This is a genomic window from Paenibacillus sp. FSL R5-0914 (assembly GCF_038004525.1).
Classification (GTDB): domain Bacteria; phylum Bacillota; class Bacilli; order Paenibacillales; family Paenibacillaceae; genus Paenibacillus_AQ.
Genome location: NZ_JBBORH010000001.1, coordinates 533,543 through 549,555, shown reverse-complemented (window position 1 = coordinate 549,555; position 16,013 = coordinate 533,543). Strand labels below are relative to the sequence as shown.

Below are 16,013 nucleotides of genomic sequence, written 5' to 3'. Positions count from 1 at the left end.
GAGGAAACTTGCTTTTTTTGCGTTTAGATCATACGGGAACTTCTCGCTGATCCTTTGCCATAGGTGAGCTACATAAGGGGCAGGGCTTTGAGGTTAGATGATCCTCAGCTCCGCCAGCTTTCATGCGTGTCCAACCAGGACAACTGTTGCCCGTGCAGTTCCATACCGGAACGACATGGGTTTTTGTTTTTGTCGTGGTCGCTCGGCTGGTCGGCAAGGATCTTGTTGTCACGGTTCTACTCACCGTAGTTGCTGCTGTGGAAGAAACCGCTGAACGGAAGGCGGATAACATGAAGCGGGAGACCTCCGCTTTTTTACCCCGATGCTGTGCAGGTGAGCTGATGAATAGCTCCTCTCGGGCTCTCGTAACGGCTACATACGCCAGTCTCCGTTCCTCCTCCAGTGCTGCTAAGCTTGAGGCTCCGCTGCTTCCGGCCGCAAGCTTGCGGTCTTTTAACCGGTCGCCCTCCAGTGCAGAGCTATGCGGAAGAATTCCCTCAGACGCTCCAATTAAAAAGACTACAGGAAACTCTAGCCCCTTTGATTTATGAATGGTCATTAATGCAATCCGATTGCCTTGCTCTTTAGTACCTGGTTGGCGATTATGCTCGTTACGCTCCGTGACATTATCTATGAAATCAAGAAAGGCAGGGATGCTGTCGAAACGCGCCGCGGAGGATTCTAGCTCATCTAGCATTTCTTTTAACGTCTCTCGATGCAGCGTCGCTTGATGCCGTTCATTCGCTTCGATGAAATAATCATAGAATTGGGTACGAATCTGCCGGATTGCTTGTATTGGGGTCAGTTCGCGTATATTTCGGATTAGATCGAGCCGATCTCTTAGTTTAGTCCCTTTGAAGTCTTCCATGCCAGGCATAGACAATAAGTGGATTAACGGTCCTTGCTTGGGCTGTCTAGCTTCCATCTGGCGGATGTGATTCATGCCTTTTTCACGGTTCATATATAGCGTCGGCAGGATATTCTCCATCGCCGCAAAATTTCGCCGATTCACGGAGAGTCGCAAATGATCAACTACCGGAGAGATCAGCCAGTGCTCGTACAATAATTGCCCTTCTCCGTAATCAATATAGGGAATATCGCGTAAAAGGAGCAGTTCGAGAACGGCCCGATTACTGCTCGACGCCCGGTACAACATGGCGAAGTCGCTATATTCTCTTTTGCCGCTAGAGACCTCGTTTAAAATATGCTCGATCATCTGCTCGGCTTCTTCATCTGCAGTTTGCGGACGCATATATCGTGGCTGACTTCCACTACCTTTTGCGGCTTGCAGGGTTTTGGAACGCCGACGTGTATTGTGCTTGATAATGCCGTTGCCAAGTCCAACGATAGCTGGGCCTGAGCGGTAATTAATATCGAGCGTAATAACCCTTGCTCCCGGATAGAGCTTCTCGAACTCTAGAATGAACTCACTGCGCGCTCCGTTGAAGGAATAAATCGTTTGGTCATCATCACCAACCACCATTAGATTATGCTGTGGGTGAGCGACCATTTTGACAAGTTCGTACTGCAAGGCGTTTGTATCCTGGAACTCATCCACCATCACGTACAGATATCTCATCTGCAACTCTTGCAAAAGCTCCGGACGCTCCTTCAGCATCCGATAAGCAATTAAGAGGACATCATCGAAATCGATTTTGAAATTGTCTAGTTTCCATTGTTCGTATATTTCCAGAACGGACTTCATTTCTTTTTCGGCGGTGGTGCCTTCTGGTAGATCTTCCACCGTGCCCATGTTCATTTTGCAGGAAGAGAGCAGAGAGAGTAGGGTTTCCGGTGGATAAGCATCCTTCGGCAGTCCGAGCTCACGCATGATCTGCTTCAATAGGATGTGCTGGCGCCGTGTCTCACTGAAAATTTCCTGTTGCAATCCTTGTCTGCGCAAGAAAAATAAGAAAAAAGAATGGAACGTACGGGCCTGAAGCCTTGCAACGTCCGCTGTGCTGACTCCAGGGAGCAGGGCGATTCGTTCGCGCATTTCTGCCGCGGCTTTACTCGAAAAAGTCAGCAATAGCAGCTGACTAGGCGAGACGCCGCGCACGGACAACAAATAACCGGTTCTGCAGATCAGAACCGAGGTTTTGCCGGAGCCAGCACCGGCCAGTGTCAGCAGCGGCCCTTTATGATGCCGCACCGCAGCAATCTGCGGGCGGTTGAGCAGGATGCCGCCTTCCTCCAGCCTGCGGAAATAAGCGGAGTCCCCCTCCTCCCGCTTCACTAGCTCCTTGCTGGTCTGCGCTGAAGCTACAGCCGCTTGCGGGATGCGTTCGCCGGTTGCTCCCAGCGGAATATTATGAAATAAGAGCTTATTCAATAGATTCACCTTCATATATTTCTGTATAGAGTGAGCTCAACAAAACTAGTTGGAGAATGGTTGAGTTCATCTTAAAATGTGCCGATTAAAATACGCCGAAGATTTAGCCAATCTACAATATACCATCCCAGCCTTTTTACTGCACAGAAAAAAATGCTGGATATAGTATGGGGGAGTGTGGAGCTTGGTTGTGTGAGTGAAGCTTAGGTGGCGGAATGTACGGTATAAATCCCGTAGAAAAGTGGGAATTGGGCTCTGTGGGCGGAATGTACGGTATAAATCCCGTAGAAAAGTGGGAATTGGGCTCTGTGGGCGGAATGTACGGTATAAATCCCGTAGAAAAGAGGGAATTGGGCTCTGGGGGTGAAATGTGCGGTATAAATCCCGTATAAATGCGGGAATTTGGCTCCGGCGGCGAAAAGAAGGGTATAAATGCCCCAGAAGTGAGCGGATTTGGGCTCTGCGAGCGAAAAGAGGGGTATAAATCCCCCAGAAGTGAGCGGATTTGGCTCTGTGAGCGAAAAGAAGGGTATAAATACCCCAGAATGGAGCGGATTTGGCCTTATGGGCGAAAAGAAGGGTATAAATCCCCCAGAAGTGAGCGGATTTGGCTCTGTGAGCGAAAAGAGGGGTATAAATACCCCAGAAGTGAGCGGATTTGGCTTTATGGGCGAAAAGAGGGGTATAAATCCCCCAGAAGTGAGCGGATTTGGCTCTGTGGGCGAAAAGAAGGGTAAAAATGCCCCAGAAGTGAGCGGATTTGGCCCTGCGGGCGAAAAGAAGGTAAAAATACCCCAGAAAGGAGCGGATTTGGCTTTCTGGGCGAAAAGAAGGGTATAAATCCCCCCCCTTGTCCTCTCTTAAGTTTACAGTAAAGCCCATTCCCTTTCCTTATTATCCTCATATCCTAAAGCAAAATCATGATATGGAGATGACCGTATGCCCTCAGCCAATAAGGTCCGCATAAGACATGCCGTTACCATAGATGTACTGATTCCGGCTATCGAGAAAGATTTGGCTACACTCCCCTATGTTATTGACGCTGTCCGAACACATGTTAAGCATCCGATAGGTCGAATACTGATTGTTGCTCCAAAAAAGACACGTATACTGGATTTCTGCCGAAAAAAAGGCTGTACCTTTGTCGATGAGAATACAGTCCTCCCGATTACAAAAAAAGATATCCATTACCGTTCACGGAAATGGGAAAGATCCGGTTGGTTGTTCCAGCAATTGTTGAAGCTGAATGGTGACAAGCTGTGTACGGCTGACTATTTTTTAGTCATCGATGCAGATACGGTCTTAATCGCTCCTCATCGATTCCGTGAAAAGGGAAAGACGATTTTTTACAGTCGTAATTGGAGTCAGCCTCAGTACTTTACAACCTATAGGAAGCTAATGGGTAAGAAGGCGGCATCTGCTTCTTCTTTTGTGACGCATTATATGCTGTTTGAACGCAGCCAATTGACTCAGATGAAAAGAGAGATTGAAGCAAAGCATCAGAAGCCTTGGTATTCGGCGATTATACACAGTATGAACCGAACTAAGCAATTTGCTTTTTCTGAATTCGAAACTTATGGGAATTACCTGTATTCGAAGGATCGTGGGGGCATGAAGATCCAAAAAGCACGCAATAAAGGCCTCCATATGAATGCAGGTCAGCTGTCCAAGCAGAAGCTGAATGAGCTGGCGGAAAAGTATAGATCATTGTCTTTTCATAAACGGAAGGGGTATGTGAGAACACCGAGTAGTAAGTCCAGCGCAGGGGGGCGATAGCGTTGCAGATCGTGCTCCTTTCAGGGGGATCGGGGAAGAGGCTGTGGCCGCTGTCGAATGAGATCAGGTCAAAGGCATTTTTAAGACTTCTTCCAACAGAAAATGGCGGCATGGAGTCGATGATCGAGCGAGTATGCAGAGGACTGGATGAGGCAGGATTGTTAGATTCAAGCTGCATTGTAACCCATCGCAGTCAGGTGGAAATTACCCGCAAATCTGTTGGCAATCAGGTTGCTTTACTGGCGGAGCCACAGAAGAGGGGAACTTTTACTGCAGTTGCATTGGCGGCGAGCTATTTACATTCCGTGAAGAAAATAAACTTAGAAGAGATCGTTGTGGTCATTCCGGTGGATTCATATGTGGAGGCTTCTTTTTTCAGTCAGCTTCGGCAGTTTCCCAGCGTGCTGTCCGAATCACAAGCGGATATTGCCCTGATCGGTGTTACGCCTGAATTCCCATCCACACAGTTCGGGTATATATTGCCGAGTGAAGGTTCAGAGGGGACGTCTTTTCTAAATGTGAAGCAATTTGCAGAGAAGCCAGACGAACTGGCGGCGGCCGAGTTCATTACCTGTGGAGGACTATGGAACTGTGGGGTGTTCTCTTGCTCATTAGGATACTTGCTCTCAACTATGATGGAACGGAATCTTTCAGCAGATTACATGGAGCTAGTGGAGCATTATGACGAATTGCCAGAACGAAGTTTTGACTATGAAGTGCTTGAGCATACGCAGCGAGCGGTAGTTATTCCTTACACCGGAGTTTGGGCGGATATTGGTAGTTGGGATGCGCTTACCCCTCATTTGCAGGAAAAGGTAATTGGCAGGGGGAGCATTTCTGAGGATTCAAAAGGAACCTATTTAGTGAACGAACTCTCTTGTCCCGTACATGTCATCGGTGCCCCAGGTTTGATTGTGGCGGCGGGTGCGGATGGTATTTTGGTTGCTGGGATCGAGCAGGCGAAACGGATTAAGCAGAAGTTGGAGGGTCATGCCGCGAAGCCGATGATTGAAGAAAAGCGGTGGGGGAGCTCACGCATTCTGGATTTCTCACGAACAGCAGCAGGAGTTGAGGTTACGACTTCCAAAATCACGATGTTGGCAGGGAAGCACACCAGCTATCATTTTCACAGGCATACCAAAGAAATATGGTCTTTTCTTTCGGGGAATGGAGAGTACCGTATGAACGGCGTTCTTCACGCAGTTGCAGCCGGAGACACAGTTATAGTACCTGCCGGTGCGAGACATGGTTTACGGGCGATTACGCCGCTCGAATTGATCATTATTGAACTGGTGACATCTTCTGATGTGGGGGATTATGTACGTGTTTCTGCCGAATGGGTGGAGGAGGAAAGCGCTCCTGATCATTTGTAATTCAATAGATTGAAAAAAATCAACCGGGTTTAATCCAGCGTACATGTCCCGGTTGAATTTAATTTTAGAGTGTAGCTAATTAACATCACTGCATTTAAAAGAGTTATAGATCTGAGCCACCTTCGTATCTTTTGGATGGAAATCGAAATGTGACCTCCGTTCCCAGTCCTAGAATACTGGTAATGGACAAGCCGTATTCTGGTCCGTACATTAGCATAGCCCGGTCATTTACATTTTTGAGCCCATAGCCTATAGACTGGGATTTAAGCAGAAGATTGAGTCGTTCTTGTGGGATGCCAACGCCATTATCCTTTACTTTGAAGATGATACACTCCTCCACCAGTTCTCCGGATAGAATAATTTTGCTTCCTTCTTCTTCTCTATTCTCAATACCATGAATAATAGCATTCTCAATTAGAGGCTGAAGCATCAGGTTAGGCATGTAATAAGAGAGAATAGCCTCGTCGATCTGATATTCTATCTCAAAGCTGTTGCTATGCATGTTAAGCTGAATCTGTATATAAGATTGTACATTCAATAGTTCATCTGAAACCAAAATAATATTATTCCCTTTATTCAGCGTAGTCCGATAGAACGTGGATAGAAGCTGCGCCATTTCACTTATATCTGTTGCATGGATTCGAATGGCTCTCCAATTGATGAGCGAAAGAGCATTATATAGAAAATGAGGATTAATCTGAGCCTGTAGGGCTTTCATTTCATATTCTTTTCGTGAAATTTCCTCAATGTAGACTTTATCGATTAACACTTTTGTTTTGTCAACCATATTGCCAAAGCCTCTGATTAAATCCCCAATTTCATCTTTGGATGTGCTGGTGACGGTGACTTCCAGGGATCCCTCTTCTACGGTGCGCATATTATTGCGCAGACGCTTAATTTGTGAATTGAACTTTCGAGAGAATAGATTGGCGGTTATAGCAACGGCAGCAATACAGGCAACAATAACAAGCCCAACTGTCGAAAGGATTTTCCAAGCAGAATTCGTAATCATCTTCGTAGGTTTGCACAACATCACTGTCCATCCTGATATAGGAACTTCAGATTGCAGTACAGTGTACTTTGTATTTTTCCATTGCAGCGTATCCAAGTTATCTGTGCTATTGGAAGGAATATATCCTTCTATACCAGGCGAGGCATAGATCGACTTTCCATAAGCATCTTTGACGAGAATCTCTGAACCTTGAGAGAGTAGGGAGTCAAAAGGTGTGAATAACGAATCGTAATTCACACGTGCATACAGCACATTTTCTTTTGGATCTTTCTGTTTCGTATTAATAATGCGTCGAACAGCAAAAATCTCCTTATTATCTGTAAACCACAGGACATCGACTGACTTCATCAACGGCGGGTACCAATGTTCCTGTTTAATATCATTTAGGGCTCGGACGGTATTGCCATGTGCCAAAAGATTGGTTCCTGTATACAGAGTGATTTGTTCTACACCTGTATTTAGATACCGTGCCGTATTGAAATTTTGGTCAATCACATGGGTTAACTGATCATACATTTCATACATACTTGTATAGGTATGATTAGCTGAATTAATAATTTCCTGATTAAAACTCAAGAAATTCATGAGTTTATTGTAGACATCCAGATGACTATTTAAAGCTAAAGCCCCTTGATTTAAGGCTGCTTTCAAATCAGATTTGGATTGCTTAATGAGGGATGATTTGGCTTCTTGATAGCAGAAGCTGCCCAATACAATCACAGGAATCATACTGATTAACATAAATGAAAGCATGATCTTGGTTTGAAACTTCAAGTCGCGAATATTTTGCTTAAGTGTCCGCCAAAGTTGCATAATGCTCCTCCCGATATACAGAGGACTTCTGATTATACTGTCTATATTTTTCTGGTGTGTACCCATAAAAATCCCTGAAATTTTGGCAGAAGTATGAAATATTGCGATAGCCCACTGCGGTGCAAATATTTGATATTTTTTGATGCGTATTTGTTAACAACTCTTTTGCGTTTTGCATGCGGACATTCTTAATATATTTATTAAGCCCACAGCCTGTCTGCTTCTTGAATATGGAGCTAAGATAATGTGGAGACAAATACACTTTAGCAGCAAGCATTTCCAGACTGAGATCATCTGCATAATATTGTTCAATATATTGTTTGACGGCGTCGACATCACGGTTCTGAGTAGGCTCATGGTTGGTGGAGTTCTGATCAATCCGAGCGATACCTTCAAATATGATATCTTTGATATCCCGCAAATCTTCAGATCCATATATGGTCTCGACGGCAGTCTGCAGCTCCATTTCTGATATAGGTGCAGCTTGTGTCATGATCTCTTGATAGATTGTGGAAAACATATACTTTACATATAAATGTGAATACTGTACTTGATGTACGTATTTTTGATATAAAATCTCAGTATTTGCTCGTAAGCTAAAAATATCTTGATCCTTCAGATTATTTCGAATCTGATCTAGTAGATGGCTATCTGTAAGGTCTGGATACAAGGCCTCAGAGAAATGTAAGTCATTTTGTGTATTAAACACAAAGGTATCTGGGAGAAAAAAACGATATTCCATCAATTCTTCTAATGAAGTCAAAAGTGAACCTAAATCTAGTATTGAGGTTAGTTCCTCTTTCATAGCGAGATAACAATTCACTTTATATTTATCAAGGATACAATGATGCAGGTGCATCGCTGAATTATTATCAAACTGGGAAGAAGGGGACTCTTGCTCGGGAAACAGTAGTAGACTTTGACATCCGTTTAGATTTAAGTAATCAGCAGATGTGTCTACTAAACCAAGAACAAACTCTTCGAACTCCGAATCCACAGATTCAAAAAATGGCTTATCGAATTCTAACAAAAGCATTTTATTGTAATGGCTGGGTAATTCAATAGACAGCTCTTGAAGAGGAGGCGGGCTTCCGATGCCATTGACTAGAGAGAAGAGTAGATGTTTTCTCACATAGCTTAGCTTTCTTTGTGACGCTTCTTCTTTTTGTTGCTGGCTCTTTAATTCCTGAATAACTTTTTCTAAAGTAGTTTGGAATGCTTCAATGTTAACCGGTTTCAAAAGATACTCGGATACGCCCAGGGAGAGGGCTGTTTTGGCATACTCAAATTCAGCGAATCCACTGAATAAAATCACCTTTAATTTGGGGTGCAACTTTAATGCTTCCTTTGTTAGCTGTAATCCATCCATTATAGGCATCCGCACATCGGTAAATAGAATATCGACAGAGTGTGCGCTTACATATTCAAGTGCTTTACGACCGTTTTCTGCAACATGCAATTGGAGGGGGAAGCCAAGCTCCTTAATGAGGAAAGCAATCCCCTCTCGCTCCTCCTTATGATCATCTACCACCAATATGGATAACATTATTTACCACCTTTCGACATGTAGTGACATTGATATTGTAGTATAACATCTTCGACCGTAGCAATTATTCCTCGATATTATCGTTAATGATGAGTATTTATTTGTGTAAAACATAATTTTTTTGCGTTTACGATGGATAGCAATAATCTATAAACTTAAGGAAGTAACAATATAAATTTTTTTTGAAGCTGGCCGGCGCTTTGAAATCGTTTTCTAATACGAGTTTTTTTATAGAAAAAGGGAGGCTCTTATAATGAAACATAAATTGAGAAAATCAAGCTCCATAATATTAGCATCACTATTAGCTGTTGCTATGGTAGGTTGTTCAAGTTCTAATAATTCTTCAGCATCTACCCCAAAGACAGATGCGAGTGATCCTGCATGGAAAGAAGCACAGACGACTCCATTTGGCGCCTATCCTGAAACAGTTACTTATTCTGTTGGACAAGTGGCAACGAGCTATTCAGCACTTGCAGGAACGCCTTATGAGAAAGATAATGCCACAAACAATGTGTGGACAAGATATTTCAAGGATAAGCTGAACATTCAAAATACGACCTCGTTTGAGTCCAATGATGGTACAGACTATAGTCAGAAAGTTTCGATGGCGATTGTAAGCGGTGAAATCCCTGATCTAATGGTGGTTCCTGACTACGCGACATTGCAACAGCTTTATGAGAACGATCTGATTGCAGATCTGACCGAGGTTTATGAAAATACTGCCAGCGATCGAATTAAGGAAATTTATGATTCCTACGGTGGTCGTGTTCTGGATAGCGCAAAGTTCGATGGCAAGCTGATGGCCATACCAACTACTGAAATCTCACATGGTCCTGGTATCCTCTGGCTTCGCAAAGACTGGATGGACAAATTGGGACTTGCTGAGCCGAAATCAATGGCTGATGTCGAGAACATTATTAAGCAATTTGTAGAAAAAGATCCAGGTGGTAACGGAGCGGGTAAGACGCTAGGTCTTGTTGTCGATAATGAAAACGTTGCCGGTGTCTCTGGTGGACAATTCTCATTTAATAATATCTTTTCACTATATGGTGCGTATCCAAAACAGTGGATTGATGATGGAAGTGGAAAGGCTGTATACGGATCTGTTCAACCAGAGATGAAGCCAGCACTGACCAAGTTGTCTGAAATGTACAAGAATAACTTGATTGATCGTCAGTTTGCAGTACGTACTGGTGATGACCGCAAGGCGCTACTTACAAGCGGAAAAAGTGGGTCGTTCATGGATAACTGGTGGGGAAGCTGGACTGTGGCTGACACACTTAAGCTGAATCCAGAAGCGGAATGGGTATCTTATGTTGCCCCACAATCAGAGGATGGCTCGCTTACAATGTTCACTGGAAATCCTTCCAGCAGTTATTTGGTTGTTCGCAAAGGCTTTGAACATCCTGAACTTGCAGCCAAGCTTGTGAGTGCTCAATATGACTATCAGCGTTACCAAGAAAAAGATGAAAAAGCTTTGAAAGAATTTGAAGATTATAAGAGCATGAATGTTGGCGGATCTCCGCTCGCCATTAATATCGATTATTATGACGCTTTCTATCGTAACGTTGACATCATGAAAGAAGCATTAGAAACAGGCGATACAAGTAAATTAACTAGCAATGAGGATTTAACGGCTTATAACTCCTATAAGAAATTTCTTGATAGTAAGAAGAATGGAGAAACACCAGACTCCAATGCATGGGCTGGATATACTTCCAGTATTACGACAGCTAGTTTGGTGAAAGCCTCTAATATTAAAGAAGTGAATCCATTATTCTTTGGAAGTACATCATCCATGACGTTGAAATGGCCGACACTTACTAAAATGGAACTTGAAATGTACTTGAAGATCATTACAGGTGAGCAAACACCTGACGCATTTGATAAGTTTGTAGAAAGCTGGAATAAAACTGGCGGCGAAGTAATTACTAAGGAAGTTAACGAAGCGATAGCAACCAAATGATGTTGAAAGAGATGATCCGTAAATGAAAAATAAAAAAGATCAGACAGCATTCCATCTCATGATGGCGCCAGGCATGATTTTCCTAATTATCTTTTCGTTTATTCCAATGTTCGGTATTATAATGGCTTTTCAAAATTATGTTCCGGCTAAGGGAATGAGTGGTTCATCCTGGGTAGGTCTTGATAATTTCAAATTTATGCTCCAAATTCCGGACAGCAAACAGATTTTCAGTAATACGATCGTTATCGCGTTATGGAAAATTATCGTGGGTACTTTTACATCCATCGTGTTTGCCCTGTTATTAAATGAAATTCGGGTAAAGTTTGCTAAGCGATTCATACAGACGGTTGTTTATCTGCCGAACTTCTTGTCATGGGCGATCTTAGCTACTGTAGTCATGAATATCTTCTCTTATGAAGGTCCTGTTAATGCCATGTTAAGTTGGTTTGGGATTGACCCGGTCTTGTTTATGGCCAGCAATACCTGGTTTAGACCGATGCTAGTATTAACAGATGTCTGGAAGGGTTTTGGGTACGGTTCAATCATCTACCTAGCTTCCCTGACATCCATTGATCCCGGACTTTATGAGGCGGGCTCCATTGATGGAGCCAACCGGTTTAAGAAACTGTGGCACATCACGTTGCCAGGCTTAATGCCAACTATTTTGCTGGTTACAACCTTGAACTTGCCGAATGTATTGAATGCTGGTTTTGATCAGATCTTCAATCTGTATAATCCTTTGGTGTATGAATCTTCGGATATTATTGATACCTACGTTTATCGGGTGGGTCTGGTAGAAAGACAATACAGCTTAGGTACAGCAGTTGGCCTATTACGGTCGGTCGTTGGTATCGTACTGATTCTTTCTGCGAATAAATTGGCCCAAAAACTTACGGATTATCGTATTTTCTAAAGAAAGGGGGGTTCTCCCATTTACGCATCTAACATCAAGGGTCGTATTGCAGATGTTATTATCTGGGTATTTGTTCTAGCGTTCGCCTTGTCCTGTCTCATACCGTTAGTCAATTTAGTAGCCATCTCTTTCAGTGATAATGCGGCGGCTTCCGCAAATCTAGTAAGTATATTCCCGGTTAATCCGACGTTTAGCTCCTATGAAAAATTATTGTCTGACAGCCAGTTTTGGCGTTCATTCATGATCTCTGTAGAACGGGTAGTGTTAGGTCTGCTTGTGAATATGGTACTGATGATTCTTACAGCCTATCCATTGTCTAAAAGTTCACGAGTATTCACGGGTCAGAAGGTTTATATGAATCTCGTTATCTTCGCGATGTTATTCTCAGGCGGATTGATTCCAACCTTTATGGTAGTCAAAGAGCTTAATCTTCTAGACTCCATCTGGTCATTGATCTTGCCGGGTGCAGTACCGATAGGGAATGTTATCTTGCTGATGAATGCTTTCCGCGCTGTACCGAAATCTCTAGAGGAAGCAGCGAATATAGATGGAGCTTCACAGTGGAGAATATTAGGGACAATTTATCTCCCAATAGTATTGCCTACGCTTGCCACCGTTACGCTCTTTACTATTGTGGGCCATTGGAATGATTACTTTGGTGCCCTGGTTTATATTAATAAGACGGCGAATTATCCATTGCAAACCTATATCCAACAGCTTAGCGTTGAGGTTCAAAACATTACGGATCCTGAAAAATTATTGGAATTAGCAAAAGTTTCGAATAAGACTTTGAACGCTGCTAAAATCGTAGTTTCTACGCTACCATTGTTGTTGATTTATCCGTTTATGCAAAAGTATTTCGTATCAGGGATTGTCGTTGGTTCGGTTAAAGAATAAATATTAGTAGACAGCCGCTATGAAGCTTCATAGCGGCCTACTATTTTCAAGTAGGAGGCTTACAATGAATAGTAATCAAGTTCATACATCAATTCTGGATGACATGAAGACATTTGTCTCTCAAGAAGCCAATCGGAGTATTTCATTTACGAATAAAGAGGCAGCATTTTATTTTACGCAATCCCATCATACGGATCATGTGGAACATGCATTTTTTGAGGGACTTAATATTGCTAAGAATAGAATTTTCGGTGGATACACCTTATTCGTAGGTGAACAGAAGCTAGACAATCGACAAGCTGAAGTTTGGGCCTATCCTTATAAAATGGTGCGTAAGCACGCCGATCTTACAGAAGAGCTGTGGTTGTTGGATTATCATAATCTATTAGAAATTAGTCTCGCTAATGCTAAGGAAGACATAGGCATCGTTTTAAGGGGAGAGAATGTTAGCTATATAAACCAACAGGATCATCTCGCGTTCTTTAGCGCTATCGAGGGAGATTGGGTGATTGCAGTTAGTGCTATCAACCTTTCACCTTTGCATATGGATAATGAAGTTCTAATTGCCGATGCAAACGCTGGGGGTTATTATATCGCTGCAGGTAAGACATCCGAAGAAGCAGCAAGCTTAATCCTTAAAGCTAGACAAGATATTAGTACTTTGAAAGATGAACGTGTTAAGCGGATGGAAGATTTCTTACACCATAATGCCCATCTAACCAGCAGTGATGATACGTTTACTTTAGCCATGAATTGGTTGAACATCACAATGGATCAGTTGGTTACTAGACAGCAGGGTGATGGTATCTATGCAGGACTACCATGGTTTAACGAATATTGGGGACGGGATCAATTCATAGCTCTTCCAGGCGCTGTGCTCGTTACAGGGCAATTCGAAACGGCTAGAAATATCTTGCTATCATTCGCAGAGTTTCAGAATACGGACGAAGATTCTAAATACTTTGGTAGAATTCCAAATATCTTGTCTCCTGGAAAAGTGGATTACCATACAACGGATGGTACGCCGCGATTCATTATCCAGTTGCAGGATTACGTTAAGTATTCAGGAGATACAGCGATCATTAAAGAGCTGTATCACAATGTACAATATAGTATTGAAGGTTCCATAAAATATTGGGTAGATGATAAAGGGTACTTGAAGCACGCAGATAATGAAACTTGGATGGATGCCCGGGATGGCAATTTGGAGTCATATTCTCCTCGGGATACCCGTGCCAACGATATTCAAGCACTCTGGTATAACCAATTGCTTGCTGGTGTTTACTTTGCTGAATATATGAATGACAAGGTGAATGCTGATAAATGGAAGGGCATTGCTGAAACCTTGAAGCGCCATTTTGAGGTCGATTTCATTGATCAAGCGCATCCTTATTTAGCAGACAGACTGGATGCAGAAGATAAGCCGGAATTCTCCCTGCGCCCAAACCAGTTATTTGCATTTGAAATGTTTGATGATAACGATTTTAAGGCTAGAGCGATTCGTACCGCGTGGGAAGAGTTGGTCTATCCATGGGGTGTTGCTTCGCTAGATAGACATCATCCATTGTTTCGTCCGTTTCATTTAACATCTCATTATCCGAAAGACGAGGCTTACCATAACGGTGCGGTTTGGATTTGGCTTAATGGTATTGCGATGCAGCGTATGATTGAAGCAGGGCAGGAAGAAACGGCCTATCAGCTATTCAAGAATATGAACTGGCAGGCCTTGAATTTAGGTGTTGTTGGTGGACTTTGTGAGAATATGGATGCTTATCCAGAGGAAGGTGAGAGCTGGGCGAAGTTGACGGGTGCATACCTGCAAGCTTGGTCCAATGCTGAGCACCTGCGTGTGTGGTACCAATATTTCTTAGGTATCCGTCCAGACCTGATTAACAATACACTGACAATTGCTCCAAGAATTCCGCAAGAGCTTGAATCCTTGACTTATAATGTGAACATAGGAAAGGGACAGATCGAAGCGAGGTATAACCGTGGACTTGAAATCACTTACGCCTATACATTCAAGAATGTGGGACTGGAAGTTATCATCGATATGTCTCCTTTCGAAACGGTATCGCTTGAAGTTAAGCCCAATATGGAGCTGGTTGTAAGACAAGATGATCATACACTGGCAGTTACCTTATATGATGAGAATCGTCAAATGCTCAAGGAGATTCAGTCAGTGCTATCCGAATCACGTGTTATGCACAATAAGCGGAATAACGAGTTATTAAAAGACGTTGAGTTTGCCAAGCCATTGAGCTTGGACAATCATCCTTGTATAAAGCTGTAGCTATAATTAGTTAAGACAATCTTAAAAAAACCTCTAACCCATCCTCAGGATGATGTTAGAGGTTTTTTTGGCAGTTTATGATTTAAGCCAGGCATGTTGGTTCAGAATTTAGCCATAAGATGCTCAAGTCCTGTCGCCACTCCATCTTCGGCATTACTGACTGTAACAAATTCAGCCATTTCCTTTAGAATCGGTGCTGCGTTAGCCATGGCAATCCGGTAGCCTGCCACCTCGAACATCGGTTGATCATTATAGCTGTCACCCATTACGGCTACATCTGTTAGCGGGATGCCATAGTGGGCGGCGAGCATAGCTACACCGGAGCCTTTGTTGGCGTCCTCATGGTTAATTTCGATATTATTGACATGGGAGGCTGTAATAATAAGGCCAGGGATCGCGGCGAAGCGGGTGGAGGCTTCTTTGAGCAGTTCCCGGTCTAGAGAAAAGGCTAATGTTTTATAAATGACGTTTTCTTCTTTACTCCAGATCTCTTCCATACTTTCGACGTAAGTTACAGCCGCTTGTTGAAACTGCTGATCGATCATTGCTTTTAGCAGCCAGCTGACTTCCTCAGGTACTTCTTCTTCACTTAGTGCAGATAGTTTCTCTAATCGTACCCGTTTATTGAGCTCCACATATACGTTGTCCTCTGTGTATACCTCGTAATACAAATCCGGAATTTCGTTCATCCAGCGTAATGCAGGAATGATGTCTTCCTTCTTCAGCGGTTTACTTGCTGCCAGCGTGTGGTCAGACAATGTAACCACTGCGCCATTCAGACTGACTACAGGGCATTCCAGATCTGCCAGCCGCAGTTGTCGTTCCGCATCCATAAAAGAGCGTCCCGTAGCAATAATTACGATATGACCTAAATTTTGAGCCTTTATAATCGCCTCGCGGTTCTTTGGGCTAATTTGTCCTTCTTCGTTCAGCAATGTTCCATCCATATCTAAAGCAATCAGCATAATGTAAGATCTCCTTATCCAGTCATAGTTGTCCCCTTCGCGGGCTAGTGAGAACGTTAATTGTATCTTATCATTAATATTCTGAAAACCAAAAACACCTTTTCATTCCTAGTCTAATCGTATATTT

General features: G+C 43.1%; 11 protein-coding genes. 7 read left to right on the top strand and 4 right to left on the bottom strand.

Translation table 11 applies throughout. The features are described from left to right. Positions 1-28: 28 nt before the first annotated feature. On the bottom strand, positions 29-2,332 hold the full coding sequence (locus tag MKX60_RS02305; RefSeq protein ID WP_076285108.1) for a UvrD-helicase domain-containing protein: 2,304 nt from the start codon (positions 2,330-2,332) through the stop codon (positions 29-31). A gap of 453 nt (positions 2,333-2,785) precedes the next feature. Here MKX60_RS02305 and MKX60_RS02300 point away from each other — a divergent pair, with 453 nt between their 5' ends. The 3 genes from MKX60_RS02300 to MKX60_RS02290 all read left to right on the top strand — a co-directional run bounded on the left by MKX60_RS02300 (position 2,786) and on the right by MKX60_RS02290 (position 5,481). Next, positions 2,786-3,172, top strand: a complete 387-nt coding sequence (locus MKX60_RS02300; protein ID WP_341059003.1) for a hypothetical protein — start codon at positions 2,786-2,788, stop codon at positions 3,170-3,172. 99 nt (positions 3,173-3,271) lie between these two features. Beyond that, entirely contained in the window at positions 3,272-4,108 is an 837-nt protein-coding gene (locus tag MKX60_RS02295; RefSeq protein ID WP_076299911.1) for a DUF6492 family protein, read from the top strand. An 11-nt stretch (positions 4,109-4,119) separates the two neighbouring features. Then, on the top strand, positions 4,120-5,481 hold the full coding sequence (locus MKX60_RS02290; protein WP_256716339.1) for a sugar phosphate nucleotidyltransferase: 1,362 nt from the start codon (positions 4,120-4,122) through the stop codon (positions 5,479-5,481). A gap of 103 nt (positions 5,482-5,584) precedes the next feature. On the opposite strand, the gene MKX60_RS02285 is transcribed toward MKX60_RS02290, so the two are convergent. Beyond that, complete coding sequence (locus MKX60_RS02285; RefSeq protein WP_076299909.1) at positions 5,585-7,306, bottom strand: sensor histidine kinase; 1,722 nt, start codon at positions 7,304-7,306, stop codon at positions 5,585-5,587. After that, entirely contained in the window at positions 7,284-8,852 is a 1,569-nt protein-coding gene (locus MKX60_RS02280; protein ID WP_341059001.1) for a response regulator, read from the bottom strand. The genes MKX60_RS02285 and MKX60_RS02280 overlap by 23 nt, the downstream gene beginning before the upstream one ends. Before the next feature lie 253 nt (positions 8,853-9,105). Here MKX60_RS02280 and MKX60_RS02275 point away from each other — a divergent pair, with 253 nt between their 5' ends. The 4 genes from MKX60_RS02275 (at position 9,106) to MKX60_RS02260 (ending at position 14,921) form a co-directional block, all read left to right on the top strand. Further along, complete coding sequence (locus MKX60_RS02275) at positions 9,106-10,818, top strand: ABC transporter substrate-binding protein (protein WP_341059000.1); 1,713 nt, start codon at positions 9,106-9,108, stop codon at positions 10,816-10,818. A gap of 22 nt (positions 10,819-10,840) precedes the next feature. Further along, a complete protein-coding gene (locus tag MKX60_RS02270; RefSeq protein ID WP_042184236.1) occupies positions 10,841-11,731 on the top strand; it encodes an ABC transporter permease in 891 nt (296 codons plus the stop codon). Positions 11,732-11,749: 18 nt separating this feature from the next. Further along, a complete protein-coding gene (locus MKX60_RS02265) occupies positions 11,750-12,628 on the top strand; it encodes a carbohydrate ABC transporter permease (protein ID WP_042184238.1) in 879 nt (292 codons plus the stop codon). A 64-nt stretch (positions 12,629-12,692) separates the two neighbouring features. Then, entirely contained in the window at positions 12,693-14,921 is a 2,229-nt protein-coding gene (locus tag MKX60_RS02260; protein ID WP_076299907.1) for an amylo-alpha-1,6-glucosidase, read from the top strand. A 101-nt stretch (positions 14,922-15,022) separates the two neighbouring features. Here MKX60_RS02260 and MKX60_RS02255 read toward each other — a convergent pair whose 3' ends face one another. Next, positions 15,023-15,886 carry a Cof-type HAD-IIB family hydrolase gene (locus MKX60_RS02255; RefSeq protein WP_042184240.1) on the bottom strand — a complete coding sequence of 288 codons (864 nt, stop codon included), beginning with the start codon at positions 15,884-15,886 and terminating at the stop codon, positions 15,023-15,025. Positions 15,887-16,013: the final 127 nt, after the last annotated feature.

Coding starts and splice junctions, on each gene's coding strand:
- MKX60_RS02295 (WP_076299911.1), top strand. CDS start 3,272: ATGCCCTCAGCCAATAAGGTCCGCATAAGACATGCCGTTACCATAGAT.
- MKX60_RS02285 (WP_076299909.1), bottom strand. CDS start 7,306: ATGCAACTTTGGCGGACACTTAAGCAAAATATTCGCGACTTGAAGTTT.
- MKX60_RS02280 (WP_341059001.1), bottom strand. CDS start 8,852: ATGTTATCCATATTGGTGGTAGATGATCATAAGGAGGAGCGAGAGGGG.
- MKX60_RS02275 (WP_341059000.1), top strand. CDS start 9,106: ATGAAACATAAATTGAGAAAATCAAGCTCCATAATATTAGCATCACTA.
- MKX60_RS02270 (WP_042184236.1), top strand. CDS start 10,841: ATGAAAAATAAAAAAGATCAGACAGCATTCCATCTCATGATGGCGCCA.
- MKX60_RS02260 (WP_076299907.1), top strand. CDS start 12,693: ATGAATAGTAATCAAGTTCATACATCAATTCTGGATGACATGAAGACA.
- MKX60_RS02255 (WP_042184240.1), bottom strand. CDS start 15,886: ATGCTGATTGCTTTAGATATGGATGGAACATTGCTGAACGAAGAAGGA.